Source organism: Sphaerisporangium fuscum, from assembly GCF_018531465.1.
Lineage (GTDB): Bacteria > Actinomycetota > Actinomycetes > Streptosporangiales > Streptosporangiaceae > Sphaerisporangium > Sphaerisporangium fuscum.
Genome location: NZ_JAHDTF010000047.1, coordinates 39,452 through 54,750, shown reverse-complemented (window position 1 = coordinate 54,750; position 15,299 = coordinate 39,452). Strand labels below are relative to the sequence as shown.

Below are 15,299 nucleotides of genomic sequence, written 5' to 3'. Positions count from 1 at the left end.
CGCCACAGCATGATTGTCTCGCAGCAGCCGAGGCGGCGCAGGGTTCGGCGTGATCACGGATGCCGGCGGGCGGGGCACGGCGACCGGTGTGGGCGGCGCCGGGGGCTTCTGGGAAGGTACGGCCGGGGCCGCGGCCCGCACGGACGTTCCCGGCCGCGGAAACGAGGACGGCCGTGAACCGGGCGCCGACGGACGGGGAACCGGTGCGGGCGAGGTGGCGGGCGGAGGCGGCGTGGGCACGGCCGGCGTCGGCAGCGGTGCGGCCGCAGGCGGCGTCGGGCGAGGCGCGGGTGCGGGCGGCGTCGGGCGGGGCACGGCTGCGGGCGGCGTGGGAACGGGCGTCGTCGGCACCGGTGCCGGTTCCGGCGGGGCGGCGGCCTGTGGGCAGGCCGGGGGCTGCCCTCCGATGGTGATGCCGACCCGCAGCTTCACCAGCACGTCGGCCTCGACGCACACCTTGACCTCGGGATCGAGGCCCAGCAGACCTGGGCTGGAACCCCCCGCCCGCACACCCGCCCCGGCACGAACGACCCCCGGAAGCACCCCGCCGGCCCCGAGCGACCCACCAGCGCCGGAAGAACCCGGCACCCTGGCCTGGACCTGAGCGGACACCCCCTCCTCGGACCCACCACCACCGCGCACCGAGGAAGCACCGGACACCCCCGCACGAACCTGAGCCGACAGCACCTCAGAGAGTGGTGCCGTTGTCGGGCGGAGCCGGGTGGGAAGTTCGTTCCGGGCTCTCGGCCGGTCGTCGCCGCGTGGCGAGGAGGTGGCGGGCTGCTCGGTGGGGGGCTCTGCTTGCCGAGGTCCGGCAGCCGGGCCGACCGGTGCGACGGAGCCGGGGACGACCTCGCCGGGGACGGTGGGGGCGGGGGTGGAGGGTGCCCGAGTGAGGGTGGGGGGTGACGCGGGTTGCGGCAGGTCGCCCATGAGACCTACGAGAGGGAGGCCGGTGAGAGAACCGGCCAGTATCACCGTCATGCGCGAGACGATCACGGTCAGCCGCTCCAGGGGATCCGCTGGAACTCCGACAGTGCCGTCTGGAAGGCGTCGGGGCCGACCGACAGCCCGCTGTCGAAGACGTGGGTGATGTGCCAGGCCAGGTAGATGCCGAACCCGAGCAGTGCCGCCATCAAGGTCAGCGGCACCAGGGCGTTGCCGCGAGGCCGGGCGCCGGCGAGGAACGGGAAGAGGATGACCGTGAGGCCGGTGAATATCGCCAGCGGCAGCACGCCCGCGGGAGGCTGTGCCCGGGCGTCGGCCTCTCGCTGCCTGCGGGCGGCCGAGATGTCCTTCATGTCGTCGAGCAGGTCGCTCTTGGCGGCCTTGGCGTCGTCACCGGTCACCGTGAGCCCCGCCACCTGATTGCGCAGCGCGTCCAGCCGGGAGCCGCCTTCGGGGCTGAGCTGTCCGGAGGCCATGAGCGGCCACTCCTTGTGGACCACGAATCCGACGTAATCGCGCACCTGCTGCTGCACCTGGGCGCCGGCGGGGGCGGGGAGCCGTGAAGCCGACCAGTAGGCTTCGACGGCCGCCTGGCTCTCGGCGTTGGTGTTCTGCCGGGCGGCGTCGGCCGTGGTCCAGGGCACGACGATGGCGATGGCGAAGACCAGAAGGAACAGGGACGAGAGCATCGACCCTGCGTAGTTGGCGGTGGGACCGTTCGGCGCGTGGTCATCGGTGCCCTCGACGAGCCTGCGGAACAGAAAGGCGGCGAGCGCCACGACGCCGACCGCCGCGGCGATGGCGAGCAGGCAGACCAGCATGTCCGTCTCCATAGCTGTGTTTTGGCATGACGTTCGGCCCTTTACCGATCGCATGCCGTCACATAGCTATCACATTAGGTAATCAGTGCAAGCTGCAATTGTTCTGATGTCCGAGAGGATTCTCCGCCGGCGGCGGCGCTTCTCCGGCCCTCGAAGGAGATCCGTCCGCCGCGACATCAGACCCTCGGGGACGGCCGCCCCGGCGGCCGTGAAGTCGCCGCCACCCGCCCGCCCCGGCGGCCCTCCCGCCGCGATCGGCCCCGGCATTCGCCGCTTCACGAAATACCTGATGGAAGCGCACAGGAAGTCCTAAGATCCTTGGTTCCGTGACCGACACCAACCTCCCGCTCGACCCGGTGCGGGACCCCGGGACGTCCGAGCCGCTCCCAGCGGGTCCGCGAGCGCCCGTCCAGCCGTCCGGCGGGCGGCTGGACGGGGTGGACCTGGCCCGCGCGCTCGCGGTGTTCGGCATGTTCACCGTCCACCTCGGTCCCGATCCGGAGAGCGTCGGCGGTTTCCCGGCCGTGCTGCTTTCGGCCTGCCAGGGACGTTCGTCGGCGCTGTTCGCCACGCTCGCGGGCCTGTCCCTGGTGCTGGTCAGCGGGCGGGCGCGGCCGAGGACCGGCGGCGAGGGACGCCGGGTCACGGTGCGCCTCGCGCTGCGGGCGGTGATCCTGATCATCGCCGGGACGGGGCTCACGATGCTCGGCACCCACATCTCGGTGATCATCCCCTACTACGGCGTCTACTTCCTGCTGGCCCTCCCCCTGCTGAGACGTCGCGCGAGGACGCTGTCGGCCGCCGCGGCGGTCGCCGCGCTGGTGGGGCCGTTCCTGACGTTCGCGCCGGCGATCCTCCCCGGGTCGTGGCTGGACGCCTTCGCCGAGCACGACCCCGTCAACATGCTGGACGGCCGCGGGTTCATCGACCTGGTGCTCGTGGGCGCCTACCCGGCGGTCACCTGGATGTCGTACGTGTTCACCGGCATGGCGCTCGGCCGCGCGGAGCTCGAGAGCGGGCGGGTGCGGGGCCGGCTGGCCGTCCTCGGGGCGGCGCTGACGGCGGTGGGGTACGGCGGCTCGTGGCTGGTGCTGCACGTGTTCACCGACCTGCACACCACCATCCCGCGGGCCTCCTCGGGCCAGGGGCCGGTGTCCGCCGCGGACCACGAGGGCTCGCTCGTGGAGCGGCTGCTGGTGGCCTCACCGCACAGCGGGACGACGTTCGAGCAGGCCGGCAACATCGGCGTGGCGGTCCTGGTCATCGTGGCCGCCCTGTCGGCGCTGTCCGCGTTCCCGCGCCTGCGCCGGATCGCCCGCCCGGTGACCGCCCTCGGCACGATGTCCCTCAGCGCCTACGTCGCCCACATCCTGATCGTCAGGTTCGTGGACGCCGAGGGGCTGCTCGGGTCGCCCGTGGCGGTGCTCGCCGCCATGGTGGTGCTGACCACGGCGTTCGCGGTGATCTGGTCACGCTTCTTCCGCCGGGGTCCTCTGGAACACCTGCTCCACCTGGCCACCGCCGGGCCGGCGGGCCTCGTGAGGTGAGCCGGCCGGTGTCCGCTAACGCCAGGAGGAGCGCGGCGGCCGGCCGAGGTAGCGTTCGGCCAGCTCACAGGTTCCCTCGGTGTAGCCCGCGCCCAGTTCCCGGGCGATCTCCACGGCCGGGTGGGATCCGATCCAGGCCACCAGCAGCAGCCTGCGGAACATGACGAAGGTCCAGATCTCGTCCTCCTCCTCTCGGGTCAGGCCGAGGACGCTGCGGTAGCCGCGCACCCAGGAGTCGATCATCTCGGGGACCCGGGGGTGGTGCTCGATGAAGCTCAGGGCGGCCGCGAGGTCGTACAGGTACCACCCGAGGCCGCAGTCGTCGAAGTCGATCACCGTGGTGCCCGCGGCGTCGTCGACGAGGAGGTTGGCGGTGCGCAGGTCGGCGTGGATCAGGCCGTAGTGCCGGCCTCCCTTGCCGACGCGGGCGAGCCGGTCGCGCAGGACCGCCTCCAGCCTGGACAGCACGGCGTGCGCCTCGCGGCCGACGCCGGCGCCGTCCTGCCATCTCCCCCACCTGGGCGCCGGGCCGAACGCTGCGTCCTCGTCCCAGTGGAACCGGGTGAACGCGGCGGGCCGCCGCCAGGAGCGGGCGTGCAGGTGCATGCGGGCGGTGATCGCGCCGAGCGGGCCGAAGTGCTCCACCAGGCGGTCCTCCGCGGGCTCGACCCCCGGGACGTGCTCGAACATCACGCACGTGCGCGGTGGCGAGCCGGGGTCCTCCACGGTGACGATCCTCGATCCGTCCACGGCGGGCAGCACGGCCGGGGTGCGCACACCCGCCTCATCGCGCAGCGCCGTGAGCCAGTCGAGCTCGGAGGCGATCGCCTCGGGCGAGTGGTAGCCGAGCCGGTGGACCCGCAGGATCGTGCGGGCGCCCGCGCCGGTGACGAGGAAGGTGGCGTTCTCGGAGACGTTGATCAGCTTGACCTCGGCGTCCGGGGCGAGGTCGTAGCGGCCGAGCGCGCGGCGGGCGACCCGCTCGACCCGGCCGAGCACGGCGTCGCCGCCCGACAGGTCGTGAAGCCGCATCTGCCCTCCTCCGCTCGCCACCCGATGGCCCCCTCGATCTTCCCGCACCTCGGTGACGCACGACGCCGGTTTAACACCCTGTGAGATTCGGAAATTCGAATGCTATTGCCTGTAAGAGCCGATAAATGACAGCATCTGCCCACTTCAGCTCGCATATCTGAAGGGCGCGGATTTGAGTACCACCGACCACCCCACGACGACTCCCCCGGCGGCTCCCGGGGTCGACCGGCTCCGCAAGGACGCCGTCGGCCTGATCGGCGTGATCTTCATGGCGGTCGCCACCGCCGCCCCCATCACGGCCATGACGGGCAACGTCCCGATCGCCCTGGGCTTCGGCAACGGCCTCGGCGTCCCCGCGGGCTACCTCGTGGCGACCATCGTCCTCACCGTCTTCTCGGTGGGTTACGTGGCGATGGCGAAGCACATCACCTCCGCCGGCGCGTTCTACGGCTACATCTCCCACGGCCTCGGCCAGGTGGCGGGCATGGTGGCCGGGCTGCTCGCGTCCATGGCGTACGTGGTGTTCGAGGCCTCGATCATCGGCTTCTTCGCCTACTCGGCCAACGACACCTTCAAGACCCTGGCGGGCGTGGACGTCCACTGGCTGTGGTTCGCCTTCCTGGCCCTGGGGCTGAACGCGGTGCTGACGTACTTCGACGTCAACCTCACGGCCAAGGTCCTCGGCGTCTTCCTCGTCAGCGAGATCCTCATGCTGGGCCTGACGGCGACGGTGACGCTGCTGCACGGCGGCGGCCCCGACGGGCTGATGGCCGGCTCGCTGAACCCGGTGAACGCCTTCAGGACCAGCGGCCTGGCCACCGGAGCGGTGGGGCTCGGGCTGTTCATGTGCTTCTGGTCGTGGGTGGGCTTCGAGTCGACCGCGATGTACGGCGAGGAGTCCCGTGATCCGAAGAGGATCGTCCCGCGGGCGACCCTGGTGTCCGTCGTCGGGATCGGCCTGTTCTACACGTTCGTGTCCTGGATGACCGTGGCGGCGAGCGGCGCGAAGGCCCCCGCGATCGCGGCCAAGGAGTTCGCCGGGGTGTTCTTCGACCCGACCAGGGACCTGGTGGGCGTGTGGGCCGTCGACCTGTTCAAGATCCTCATCCTGACCGGGTCGTTCGCCTGCTCCATGGCGTTCCACAACTGCGCCTCGCGCTACCTGTACGCCATCGGCCGCGAGGACCTCGTGCCCGGCACGGCCCGCACCATCGGCCGCACCCACCCCCGGCACGGCTCCCCGCACGTCGCGGGCTTCGTGCAGACGGGGATCTCGGTCGTGCTGGTGCTGGCGTTCTTCTTCGCCGGCATGGACCCCTACATCCACATGTACACGCTGCTCGCGGTGCTCGGCACGCTGGCGATCCTGATCGTGCAGTCGATGTGCTCCTTCTCGGTCATCGGCTACTTCCACCTGCGTGGGAGGCATCCGGAGACCGCGAACTTCTGGCGAACGCTGGCGGCGCCGCTCGCCGGCGGGCTCGCGATGCTGTATGTGGTGTTCCTGCTGTTCCAGAACCAGGAGGCCGCCGCCGGGGAGGCCTCCAGGACCCTGCTCTTCCGGCTCATCCCGTGGATCGTGCTGGCCGTCGCCGCGGCCGGGGCGGGCCTGGCGCTGTACCTGCGGGCGAGGAACCCGGTGAAGTACGACATCATCGGCCGCATCGTGCTCGAGGACACCGTCGAGCGGGAGTGACCACCGGTGCCGGCCCGCCGTACGGGCGGGCCGGCACACAGGCTCACCCGGTGACGCTCGGGCGGCCGTTCTCGATGTGCCCCATCAGGCGCCGCACGTACGACGGGTCCTGCTCGCAGGTCACCCGCAGGTCGTACCAGCCCTGCCCCTCCCGGCAGTGCCAGGTCACGTGCCGGCGATGGCCGGGTCCGAGGGTGAACGTCCGCTCGTCCCCGCCGTAGGCCAGCGGGGCGATCCGCAGCTCGACCGCGCGGTCGCCGCCGTTGGTCACCGTCAGCCTGAGGCTCTGCCGCCTGCCCTCGACCTCCGATTCCACCCTGACACCCGCGGCCGCCCCGGACAGCGTGCCCGCGAACTCGCGGCGGAAGCCGTTGGGGCCGGTCAGCGTGAGGTTGTAGGAGCCGTTCGGGACCGGCGCCTCGACGGTGGCGGAGCCGAGGACGTCCACGTGGACGGGCACGGTGAACTCCCCCGCGTACGGATAGATCGCCATATGGACGCTTTCGGTGCCGGTGTTGGCCAGTGTGAGCTTCAGCCTCCCCGCCTCGACGACGCCCCAGCCGTCCGGCTGGTACGGCAGCGGCCTGGCCGGGCGCGAGCCCTCCTCCTGCACGGGCATCCGCTGGTCGGCCGGTGGGGCGGGACGCCAGCGGCCGGTGAACGCGGGGACCTCGGCGGGCTCGGCCGGCGTGGGCCGCGGGCCGCTGGCGGTGAAGTCGAACGCCGAGGTCAGGTCGCCGGCGACGGTCCGGCGCCAGCGGGTGATGTCGGGGAAGCGGACGCCCAGCCACCTCTCCAGGAAGCGGACGGTGGAGCTGTGGTCGAAGATCTGCGAGCAGACGTAGCCGCCCACGGTCCACGGGGAGACCACGATCATCGGGACCCGCATGCCGAGGCCTATCGGACGCCCGTCGTAGTGGTCGTCGGCCTGGTCCGCGGGCGGCAGCGGCGGCGGCACGTGATCGAAGAAACCGTCGTTCTCGTCATAGGTGACGAACAGCGCGGTGGACCGCCAGACCTCGGGGGTTGAGGCGATGGCGTCGAGGATGTCGTAGGTGATCCGCGCGCTCTGGATCGGTGAGGACGCGCTGGGGTGCTCGGAGTCGGCCGCCGACGGCACGATGTAGCTGACCTTGGGCAGCCTGCCCGATTCGACGTCGGCGCGGAAGGACGCGGCCAGCGTCTCCGGACGCCCGCGGCGCAGCGCCCGGTCGTACAGCGACCGGTCCTGCGGGCTCAGCCTGGCCACGCCCTCCTCCAGGCGCGCGAGCATCCGCTCCTGGTCCGCGGGGGACGCCTTGGCGAGGGCCGAGTAGAAGGAGTCGAGGCTCCGGTGGTCACCCTGCAGCGCCGCCCGGGCGATCTGCCGGAAGCGGGCGAAGAACTCGAGGTTGTTGTCCTCGTAGTTGTCCCACTCCTGGTACACCTTCCACGAGTGGCCGGCGGCCTCCAGGATCTCCCCGGCGTTCGACCAGGTGTATCCCGCGTGGGTGTCCTCGGCGTAGGCGGAGTTGTCCACGGCCCGCCTGGTCGTGCCGGGCTCGTAGCCGGTGTGCCCGCTGACGTGGTAATTCCGGTTGGGGCTCGTGGAGGAGAGCACCGAGCAGTGGTAGTGGTCGCAGACGGTGAAGGTGTCGGCCAGCTCGTACTGCAGGGGGATGTCCTGCCGCTGGTAGTACGTCATCGTCGCGGAACTCTTGGCGGCGACCCACCCGTCGTGCCACCCCTTGGCGGCGGCCTGCTGACCGTCGTCCCAGCCGTGCGGCAGCGCGGAGATCCACTGCAGGTCCTTGCCGACGTGCGCGGCCGCGTCCTTCACGGGGAAGGGCAGCACCGCCGCCGAACCGGCCGGCTGCTCGAACACCGGTCTCCCGGACGGGAGGGTGATCGCGTTGCGGTCCCCGAACCCGCGTACGCCGCGCAGGGTCCCGAAATAGTGGTCGAACGACCGGTTCTCCTGCATCAGGAACACGACGTGCTTGATGGCGGACAGCCCGCCCTTGGGCGCGGGCATGGCCAGGGCCGCGTGGACGGAGGGAGGTAGGAGGGATGCGGCGGCGGCACCGCCGACGGCTCCGGCGCCGAGCGCCAGAAACCTGCGGCGTGAGGGTCCGTGCGACATGGAAACTCTTCCGGTGAGTGGAGCAGGACGCCGCAGATCGTGCCAGCGGCGGTGATCCACCCGCTTATCGCAAGGTTGCCCCCCGGTGACGTTTCATGGGCGGGGGGTGAGGGTGACGTCGAACTCCACCTCGACGTCGTCGTCGAGCCTGAGCGCGCCGAAGAACGCCGAGTACGGCTTGATGCCCCACCGCGTCTGGGTGACGGTCGCCGATCCCTGGACCCGGCCGTCGCTCATCCGGCCGGTCACCGTGAGCGGCTGGGTGACGCCCGCGATCGTCAGGTCGCCCTCGACCTGGAACGACTCGGCCGTGCCCGCCACGCGGACCGAGCGGAAGATGATGGTGGGGTGCCGGTCGGTGTGCAGGACCTTCTGGCGGATGTTCCCGCCGATGTCCGCGCGGTCCCTGTCGGTGAGCGGCTTGACGCCTCCCGTGCCCTCCCGGACCGTGAGCGACCGGGCGTCGGCCTCGACGACCAGGGAACAGGCCGCGGCGTCGCCGGGATCGATCTCGGCCCGGCCCTGCCACCGCGTGACCTCGATCGTCAGATCGTGCCCGGCCTTGGCGCCGAGCCCCGTGCGCGTGGTCCTCACCAGAAGCAGACCGGACTCCGGACCGAAGGTGTACTCCACCCCTCCAGGCTAATCCCCGCCCCCGTGACCGCCTGGAGGGGCGCGCGGGCACTAGGGGTTGCCCGCCGGGGTGACGCCGGGGGCGCGGACGGCGTCGGTGAGGACCGCTCTGGCCTGGCGGACGACGGCCTCGTCGACGAAGCGGCCGTCCGGCAGGGCCACGGCCCCGACGCCGGCCGCCGCCACGACCTCGTTCGCCGCCGCGACCTCCTCCTCGGTGGGACGGTAGGCGGCCTCGATGACCGGGAGCTGGGCCGGGTGGATGGCGGCCCGGCCGCGAAAGCCCATCGCCCGTCCCACGCGGCACGACTCGGCCAGCCCCTCCAGGTCGCGGAAGTCGGTGTAGACCGACTGGGCCGGGGCGGGCAGGCCGGCGGCGCGGGCGGCGACCACGACGCGGGACCGCGCCCACATCAGCCCGGCGTCGTCGCTCACGCCCAGGTCCGCCCGCAGGTCGGCCTCCCCCAGCCCGACGCTCGCCACGGCCGGGTCGGCCGAGGCGATCTCGTAGGCGCGTTCGAGCCCGAGAGCCGACTCGATCAGCGGGTGCAGGCCGACGCCGGGGACGGCCCGCGCGATCTCCCGGATCTCCTCCGCCGACTCGGCCTTCGGCACCCGGATGCCCGCCGTGCCGGCGCACAGCGCCCCGAGGGCGTGCATGTCGGCCTGCCCGCAGGCGGTGCGCACGTCGTTGATTCGGATCTGGACGCGCGGCTGGGGCGAGGCGAGCAGCGCGACGACCTCGGCGCGGGCGGCGGCCTTGTTGTCCGGCGCCACGGCGTCCTCGAGGTCGACGATCACGACGTCGGCGGGCCCGGCGAGCGCCTTGGCGACCAGCGCGGGCCTGTCGGCGGGCGCGTACAGGTAGGTCAGCATCAGATGACCCCCTTCTCGCGCAGGGCCTCGATGTCGGCGCCGGAAAGGCCCAGGCCGGTGAGGACGTCGGCGGTGTCGGCGCCGTGCGGGCGGCCGGTCCAGCGGATCTCGCCGGGCGTGCCGGACAGGCGGAACATGACGTTCTGCATCCGCAGCGGCCCGAGCTCGGGGTCCTGGACGGTGGTGACGGCGTCCAGGGCGGTGAGCTGCGGGTCGGTCAGGACGTCGCGCACGTCGTAGATCGGCGCCACCGCGGCCTGCGCCTCCTCGAACGCGGCCAGCACCTCCTCGCGCGTGTGCGCCCCGACCCACGCGGCGACGGCCTGGTCGAGTTCGTCGGCGTGCTCGACGCGTCCGGCGCCGGTGGCGAACCACGGCTCGGAGATGTATTCGGGCCGTCCGACCAGGCGCATGACGCGTTCGGCGATGTTCTGGGCGGAGGTGGAGACCGCCACCCAGGAGCCGTCGGCGCAGCGGTAGGTGTTGCGCGGGGCGTTGTTCACCGAACGGTTGCCGGTGCGCGGGGGCACCACGCCGAGTTGGTCGTAGATGGTCGGCTGGGCGCCGAGCACGGTGAGGATCGGCTCGATGATCGACATGTCGACCACCTGCCCCGCGCCGGTGGATTCACGCGCCCGGAGCGCGGCCATCACCGCGTACGACGTGGCGAGCGCGCAGATGCCGTCCGCCAGGCCGAACGGCGGGAGCGTCGGGGGGCCGTCCGGCTCGCCGGTCATCGCCGCGAACCCGCTCATCGCCTCGGCGAGCGTCCCGAACCCCGGCCGCCGGGCGTACGGGCCGAACTGCCCGAAACCGGTCACGCGGGCCAGCACCAGGCGAGGGTTGGCCTCGCGGAGCCGGTCGTAGGAGAGGTTCCAGCGCTCCAGGGTGCCCGGCCGGAAGTTCTCGATGACGACGTCGGCGTCGCGGGCGAGCGCGACCAGCAGGTCCTGGCCCTCGGTGGTGGAGAGGTTGAGCGTGATGGTCCGCTTGTTGCGGCCGAGCATCTTCCACCACAGCCCCCCGGGCCCGTGTCCCCGGGAGGGGTCCGGTTTGGCGGGGTGCTCCACCTTGATGACCTCGGCTCCGAAGTCACCGAGCAGCATCGCCGCCATCGGACCGGCGAACAGCGTCGCGAGGTCCAGCACACGGACGCCCTCCAGGGCTTTCATGGGGTGTTCCTCCAGGTGGTGGGAGCCGTCACAGGGCGGCGTCGATCTCGGGCCGGGTGGGCATGGACGTGCTGGCGCCCTGACGCTGGACGGACAGGGCGGCGGCCGCCGTGGCGAAGCGCAGGGCCTCCGGCCAAGGTCTGCCCTCGGCGCGGGCCACGGCGAGCGCGCCGACGAAGGTGTCGCCCGCGGCGGTCGTGTCGACCGCCTTCACCGGCACGGCGGGCACGTGGATCCTCTCCCCGGCCCTCGAGCCGTACACCGCTCCCCGCGAGCCGAGGGTGATCACCGCCTCGGGGACGAGGTCGAGCAGCGCCTTCAGCGCCTCGCCGGGGTCGGCGAGGCCGGTGATGGTCTCGGCCTCGTGCTCGTTGGGGACGATGAGGTCGACCGCCTCCAGCAGTTCGGGCGGCAGCTCACGGGCGGGGGCCGGGGTGAGGACGACGGGGACCGTCGCCGCGCGGGCGGCGGCGACCACGGCCTCCATGGGCAACTCCAGCTGGAGCAGCAGGGCGTCGGATCGGGCGATGACGGCCACGTCCTCCGGCGTGGGGCCGATCACCGTGCCGTTCGCGCCGGGGATCACGATGATCGAGTTGCCGCCCTCGTCGTCGACGACGATGTGGGCGATGCCGGAGGAGCCGGGCACGACGCGCAGGCGGCCCGCGTCGACGCCCGCTTCCTCCAGGGTGTCGCGCACGACCGGCCCGAAGGCGTCGTCGCCGACCGCGCCGACGAACGCCACCTCCGCCCCGGCCCGGGCGGCGGCGATCGCCTGGTTGGCGCCCTTGCCTCCGGGGACCGTGGCGAAGGCCCGTCCGGTGACCGTCTCACCGCGTCTGGGGGCGACCGCGGTGTAGGCCACCAGGTCCATGTTCGCGCTGCCGAATACCGAGATCATTGTCCGTCCTCTCCCCTGCCGTCGCCGTCCACCGTGATCATGCCGCCACGAGGGCCAGCGTGCGGTCGGTCAGGGTGTCGAAGCCGACGCCGTCGAAGCCCCGCAGGCTGCTGGCCAGCCGGTTCGCCATCGTCCATTGGCGCGGGACACCGGAGGCGCCGAGCAGGCCGCCCACGATGGAGCCCACCGTGGCCCCGGCGGAGTCGGTGTCCCATCCGGCGGCGACGGCACCGGCGATCGAGGCGGTGAAGTCCCCTCGGCCGTGGGTCAGGGCCGCCGCGACGAGGGCGGCGTTGTTGATCGTGTGGACCCAGTGCAGGCGGCCGTGCCGCTCGTACAGCCGGTCCACGACGCGCTCGAAGTCGGGTTCCGTGCGGGCGTCGGCGACGGCGTCCCGTACGGCCAGGGCCAGGCGCGATCCGGTCGGCACGACCGACAGCCCGGCCTCGACGACCTCCTCGACCGAGGACGCCACCAGGGACGAGGCGCACATCGCGGCCACCATCATGGCGCCGTAGAGGCCGTTGGCGGTGTGGCTGAGGCGGGCGTCGCGCCAGGCGAACTCCGCCGCCGTGCGCGGATCGCCCGGATTGACCCAGCCGTACACGTCCGCCCTGATCAGGGCGCCGATCCACTCCCTGAACGGGTTGCGCCGGGTGGCCGTGCCCGGCGGTTCGACGCCGTCGAGCAGGTTGCGGTACGCCACCCGCTCGGCCGTGAAGACCCGCCCGGCGGGCAGTTCGTCCAGCCACATCGTCGCCACGTCGGCGGTGGTGAAGTCCCGGCCGAAGCGTTCGAGGAGGGCGAGGGCGAGCAGCGGGAAGTTCAGGTCGTCGTCCTCGGGCACGCCGTCGATGTTCTCGGCCAGGGAGTTGACGGCGCTGCGCCTGTTCCACGGCCAGCGCACGGCCACCTCCGCCGGCAGGCCCGCCGCGGTGAACCAGCCGCGGATCGGCCAGTTGCCGGTGGCCTGCGCGATCTCTCTGATGCCTTCGCGCGGGATCTTCTCCACGGGCTTGCCGAGCACGCACCCGGCGGCACGGCCGAGCCAGGCGCCCAGCAGGCGTCCGCGGAGCGCGTCACGTCCGGCGGGAGTGGCCGCGCCTCCGGGGGCGCTCGCGCGGATCCCGGCGAGGTCGGAGGGTTCGGGAAGCGGGGACGGGATCGCCGCCAGCTCGTCCAGCAGGCGCTCGGCCAGCCGCCGCAGCTCGGGCGAGGCGGGCTCGGGCGAGGCACCCGCCCGGGGCGGCGCGTGGTGCCCTCCCGCCGCGTGCCAGCGCGCCGCGATTTCCCCGACGTCGGACGCGCGCCCGTCCTCCGCCGCCTGACGCAGCTCGTGCCCCACCAGGTCCTCGGGCTGAACCCAGGTCAGGCGGATCGGCCTGCCGGTCATGAGCCGGATTCCCCGGAGAAGCCCCAGGTGAGGGAGGTGAAGGCGGCCTCGTGGGCACGGCGGCGGGCCAGGTCGCCGGCGTGGACGCGGCGGGCCACCGCGGCGATCGACACGCCGGGGCCCACCAGGTCGATGCGGCTGGCCTCCGCCACCGGGTCGAGCCACTCCGACGGCACGCCCTTGGCGCCGGACAGCGCCCCGGCGATCGCGCCGCCCATGCTGGCGATGGAGTCGGCGTCGCGGCCGTAGTTCACGCCGCCGAGGACCGTGGCACGGTAGTCGCCGCCCGCGATGACGAGGAAGGCGAGCGCGAGCGGGAGCTCCTCGATGCTGTGCAGGCGGCTCGGCCGCCGGGCCCCGAGCCCCTGGTCGCGGTAGGTCTCGGCCACCGTGTCGTACGGGGCGACGGCCTGGCGCAGCGCGGTGAAGGACCCTTCCCAGTGGTCGAAGTCGCGTGCGCGCTCACATACGGCCTCGATCGCGGCGCGTGTGCCGTCGCGGGCGAGCCGCAGGCAGGTGGCCACCACCGAGTCGGGCGTCGCGCCGGGACGCATGGCCTCGGCGACGGCCGCGGCCACCACCCCCGCCGCCTCCCGCCCGTAGCTGGACTGGTGGGCGCCCGCCAGGTCGATGGCCTCGGCGTACGCGCCGTCGGGGTCGGCGGCGTTCACGATGCCGACCGGCGCCATGTACATCGCGGCGCCGCAGTTGACGATGTTGCCGACCCCCGCCTCGCGCGGGTCCACGTGGCCGTAGTGCAGCCGCAGCGCCAGCCACTTCTCGGCGAGGAAGACGCGCTGCAGCGGCAGCGCCTCGGCCTCCAGCTCGGGGATCCAGCGCTTCTCGCCCATCATCTCCGGCACCAGGTGCTCGGCGGCGGCGTAGGCGTCGAGGTGGCCGCCCACCCGTTCGTACACGCGGATCAGCGCGTGCGTCATCAGGGTGTCGTCGGTGACGTGGCCGTCGCCCTTGTGGTACGGCGCGATGGGCCGGGCGTTGCGCCAGTCCTCGAAGTACGGCGGGACGATCCCCGTCACGTACCCGTTGTAACGTTCCTGGATCTGCTCGGGGGTCCAGCCCTCGGTCGCGCCGCCGAGCGCGTCGCCGACGGCCGCGCCCGTCACGCATCCGACGGCCTTGTCGGTCAGCAGGTCCTCGGGGGGCGTCATCCAAGTCCTCCAGCGATGTCGATGAGATCGGTTCCGGCCAGGTCGGGCAGGCCGCATCCGGCGAGCGTGCGCGTCGAGTCGCGCCAGCCTCCGGGGAGAGCGTCGTATCCGGTGAACGCCCCGGTCAGGGCACCGGTGAGGGCGGGGGCCGAGTCGGCGAGCGAGGGCAGGCACGCGGCGGCGGAGACGGCGGCGGCGATCGCGCCGCCGGAGACCTCCGCGAGGGCGAGCGCCACCGGGACCGTCTGCGCGGCCGCCACCCCGTAGCTGTAGACGTGGTCGAGCAGGGCCGCGTCCAGGGCGGGGACCGCCGCGAACGGGTCGCCCGCCGCACGCGCCGCCGCCAGGGCGGTGCGGGCCGCGTGGCCGATGGCGGTCCCGGCGGGCAGCTCGGCGAGCGCCGCCTGGACGGCCGTCGCCATGGGGGCTCCGGCGACGAGCTCGGCGACCGCGGCCGCGATCGCGGCGGCGGCGAGGACGCCGTCCCCGGCGTTGGTGACCACGGCGTCGGGGCGGGGATCCGCTCCCACCGCGCCGAAGGCGACGGCCCGTACGGCCGCGGCGTCGTCGAAGAAGTGCGGGTTGTCGTGCCCGCTGGCCGGCGGGCGCTTGCCGGCGGCCAGGTTGGCCAGCGCCGAACGCACCGATATGCGCACCCGCAGGTCGGTGCGGCCGGCGAGGCGGCCGAACGCCTCGGCGCGGTCCTCGTGGACGGTCAGCGCCGTCCAGGCGAGCCACTCGGCGTCGTCGGACGGGCCGATCGCGAGCGGCTCGACCGGCTGGTTCAGCGCGAAGGGCACCGGCAGCGTGGTGACCTGGTGTTCTTCGGCGAAGCCGTCCAGCTCGCGTGTCAGGCGCCTGCTCCACGGCGCGTGCAGCGCCGACCGGTGCCGCGCGGACGGCCAGCCGGCCGCGTCCCCGATCGCGAGGCCCGCGAACGCGCCCCGGATCCTGTCCCCCGATCGCATGTGTCTCCTCTATCCCTTGAC

The 15,299-nt window shown here is 73.0% G+C and carries 12 protein-coding genes; 2 read left to right on the top strand and 10 right to left on the bottom strand.

Annotated features, from left to right (window positions below; genetic code table 11):
- Positions 1–1,001: 1,001 nt before the first annotated feature.
- Positions 1,002–1,781 (bottom strand): bestrophin-like domain, encoded by a 780-nt coding sequence (locus KIK05_RS42405; protein ID WP_250564361.1) that lies wholly within the window; start codon positions 1,779–1,781, stop codon positions 1,002–1,004.
- A 314-nt stretch (positions 1,782–2,095) separates the two neighbouring features.
- Here KIK05_RS42405 and KIK05_RS42400 point away from each other — a divergent pair, with 314 nt between their 5' ends.
- On the top strand, positions 2,096–3,316 hold the full coding sequence (locus KIK05_RS42400; RefSeq protein ID WP_214416571.1) for an acyltransferase family protein: 1,221 nt from the start codon (positions 2,096–2,098) through the stop codon (positions 3,314–3,316).
- 15 nt (positions 3,317–3,331) lie between these two features.
- Here KIK05_RS42400 and KIK05_RS42395 read toward each other — a convergent pair whose 3' ends face one another.
- A complete protein-coding gene (locus KIK05_RS42395) occupies positions 3,332–4,348 on the bottom strand; it encodes a phosphotransferase enzyme family protein (RefSeq protein WP_214416570.1) in 1,017 nt (338 codons plus the stop codon).
- A gap of 172 nt (positions 4,349–4,520) precedes the next feature.
- Between KIK05_RS42395 and KIK05_RS42390 the strand changes: the two genes are divergently transcribed.
- Positions 4,521–6,044: an APC family permease gene (locus KIK05_RS42390; RefSeq protein WP_214416569.1), complete on the top strand. Its 1,524-nt coding sequence runs from the start codon at positions 4,521–4,523 to the stop codon at positions 6,042–6,044.
- Positions 6,045–6,087: 43 nt separating this feature from the next.
- On the opposite strand, the gene KIK05_RS42385 is transcribed toward KIK05_RS42390, so the two are convergent.
- The 8 genes from KIK05_RS42385 to KIK05_RS42350 all read right to left on the bottom strand — a co-directional run bounded on the left by KIK05_RS42385 (position 6,088) and on the right by KIK05_RS42350 (position 15,278).
- The gene (locus tag KIK05_RS42385; protein ID WP_214416568.1) at positions 6,088–8,166 is read right to left on the bottom strand and encodes a phosphocholine-specific phospholipase C; all 2,079 of its coding nucleotides are present in this window, start codon (positions 8,164–8,166) and stop codon (positions 6,088–6,090) included.
- 93 nt (positions 8,167–8,259) lie between these two features.
- Entirely contained in the window at positions 8,260–8,799 is a 540-nt protein-coding gene (locus KIK05_RS42380) for a YceI family protein (protein WP_214416567.1), read from the bottom strand.
- A gap of 51 nt (positions 8,800–8,850) precedes the next feature.
- Positions 8,851–9,675 (bottom strand): HpcH/HpaI aldolase/citrate lyase family protein, encoded by an 825-nt coding sequence (locus tag KIK05_RS42375; RefSeq protein ID WP_214416566.1) that lies wholly within the window; start codon positions 9,673–9,675, stop codon positions 8,851–8,853.
- Positions 9,675–10,847 carry a CaiB/BaiF CoA transferase family protein gene (locus KIK05_RS42370; protein ID WP_214416565.1) on the bottom strand — a complete coding sequence of 391 codons (1,173 nt, stop codon included), beginning with the start codon at positions 10,845–10,847 and terminating at the stop codon, positions 9,675–9,677. The genes KIK05_RS42375 and KIK05_RS42370 overlap by 1 nt, the downstream gene beginning before the upstream one ends.
- A gap of 28 nt (positions 10,848–10,875) precedes the next feature.
- The gene (gene rbsK / locus KIK05_RS42365; protein ID WP_214416564.1) at positions 10,876–11,748 is read right to left on the bottom strand and encodes a ribokinase; all 873 of its coding nucleotides are present in this window, start codon (positions 11,746–11,748) and stop codon (positions 10,876–10,878) included.
- A gap of 37 nt (positions 11,749–11,785) precedes the next feature.
- Entirely contained in the window at positions 11,786–13,141 is a 1,356-nt protein-coding gene (locus KIK05_RS42360) for an ADP-ribosylglycohydrolase family protein (protein WP_214416563.1), read from the bottom strand.
- Positions 13,138–14,310, bottom strand: a complete 1,173-nt coding sequence (locus KIK05_RS42355; RefSeq protein ID WP_214416562.1) for an ADP-ribosylglycohydrolase family protein — start codon at positions 14,308–14,310, stop codon at positions 13,138–13,140. Before KIK05_RS42355 ends, KIK05_RS42360 begins: the two co-directional genes overlap by 4 nt.
- A complete protein-coding gene (locus tag KIK05_RS42350) occupies positions 14,307–15,278 on the bottom strand; it encodes an ADP-ribosylglycohydrolase family protein (protein ID WP_214416561.1) in 972 nt (323 codons plus the stop codon). The genes KIK05_RS42355 and KIK05_RS42350 overlap by 4 nt, the downstream gene beginning before the upstream one ends.
- Positions 15,279–15,299: the final 21 nt, after the last annotated feature.

Bases quoted from the DNA above. Each gene is read 5' to 3' on its own strand.
- KIK05_RS42405 (WP_250564361.1), bottom strand. From the start codon at position 1,781: ATGGAGACGGACATGCTGGTCTGCCTGCTCGCCATCGCCGCGGCGGTC.
- KIK05_RS42395 (WP_214416570.1), bottom strand. From the start codon at position 4,348: ATGCGGCTTCACGACCTGTCGGGCGGCGACGCCGTGCTCGGCCGGGTC.
- KIK05_RS42350 (WP_214416561.1), bottom strand. From the start codon at position 15,278: ATGCGATCGGGGGACAGGATCCGGGGCGCGTTCGCGGGCCTCGCGATC.
- KIK05_RS42385 (WP_214416568.1), bottom strand. From the start codon at position 8,166: ATGTCGCACGGACCCTCACGCCGCAGGTTTCTGGCGCTCGGCGCCGGA.
- KIK05_RS42370 (WP_214416565.1), bottom strand. From the start codon at position 10,847: ATGAAAGCCCTGGAGGGCGTCCGTGTGCTGGACCTCGCGACGCTGTTC.
- rbsK (WP_214416564.1), bottom strand. From the start codon at position 11,748: ATGATCTCGGTATTCGGCAGCGCGAACATGGACCTGGTGGCCTACACC.
- KIK05_RS42355 (WP_214416562.1), bottom strand. From the start codon at position 14,310: ATGACGCCCCCCGAGGACCTGCTGACCGACAAGGCCGTCGGATGCGTG.
- KIK05_RS42375 (WP_214416566.1), bottom strand. From the start codon at position 9,675: ATGCTGACCTACCTGTACGCGCCCGCCGACAGGCCCGCGCTGGTCGCC.
- KIK05_RS42360 (WP_214416563.1), bottom strand. From the start codon at position 13,141: ATGACCGGCAGGCCGATCCGCCTGACCTGGGTTCAGCCCGAGGACCTG.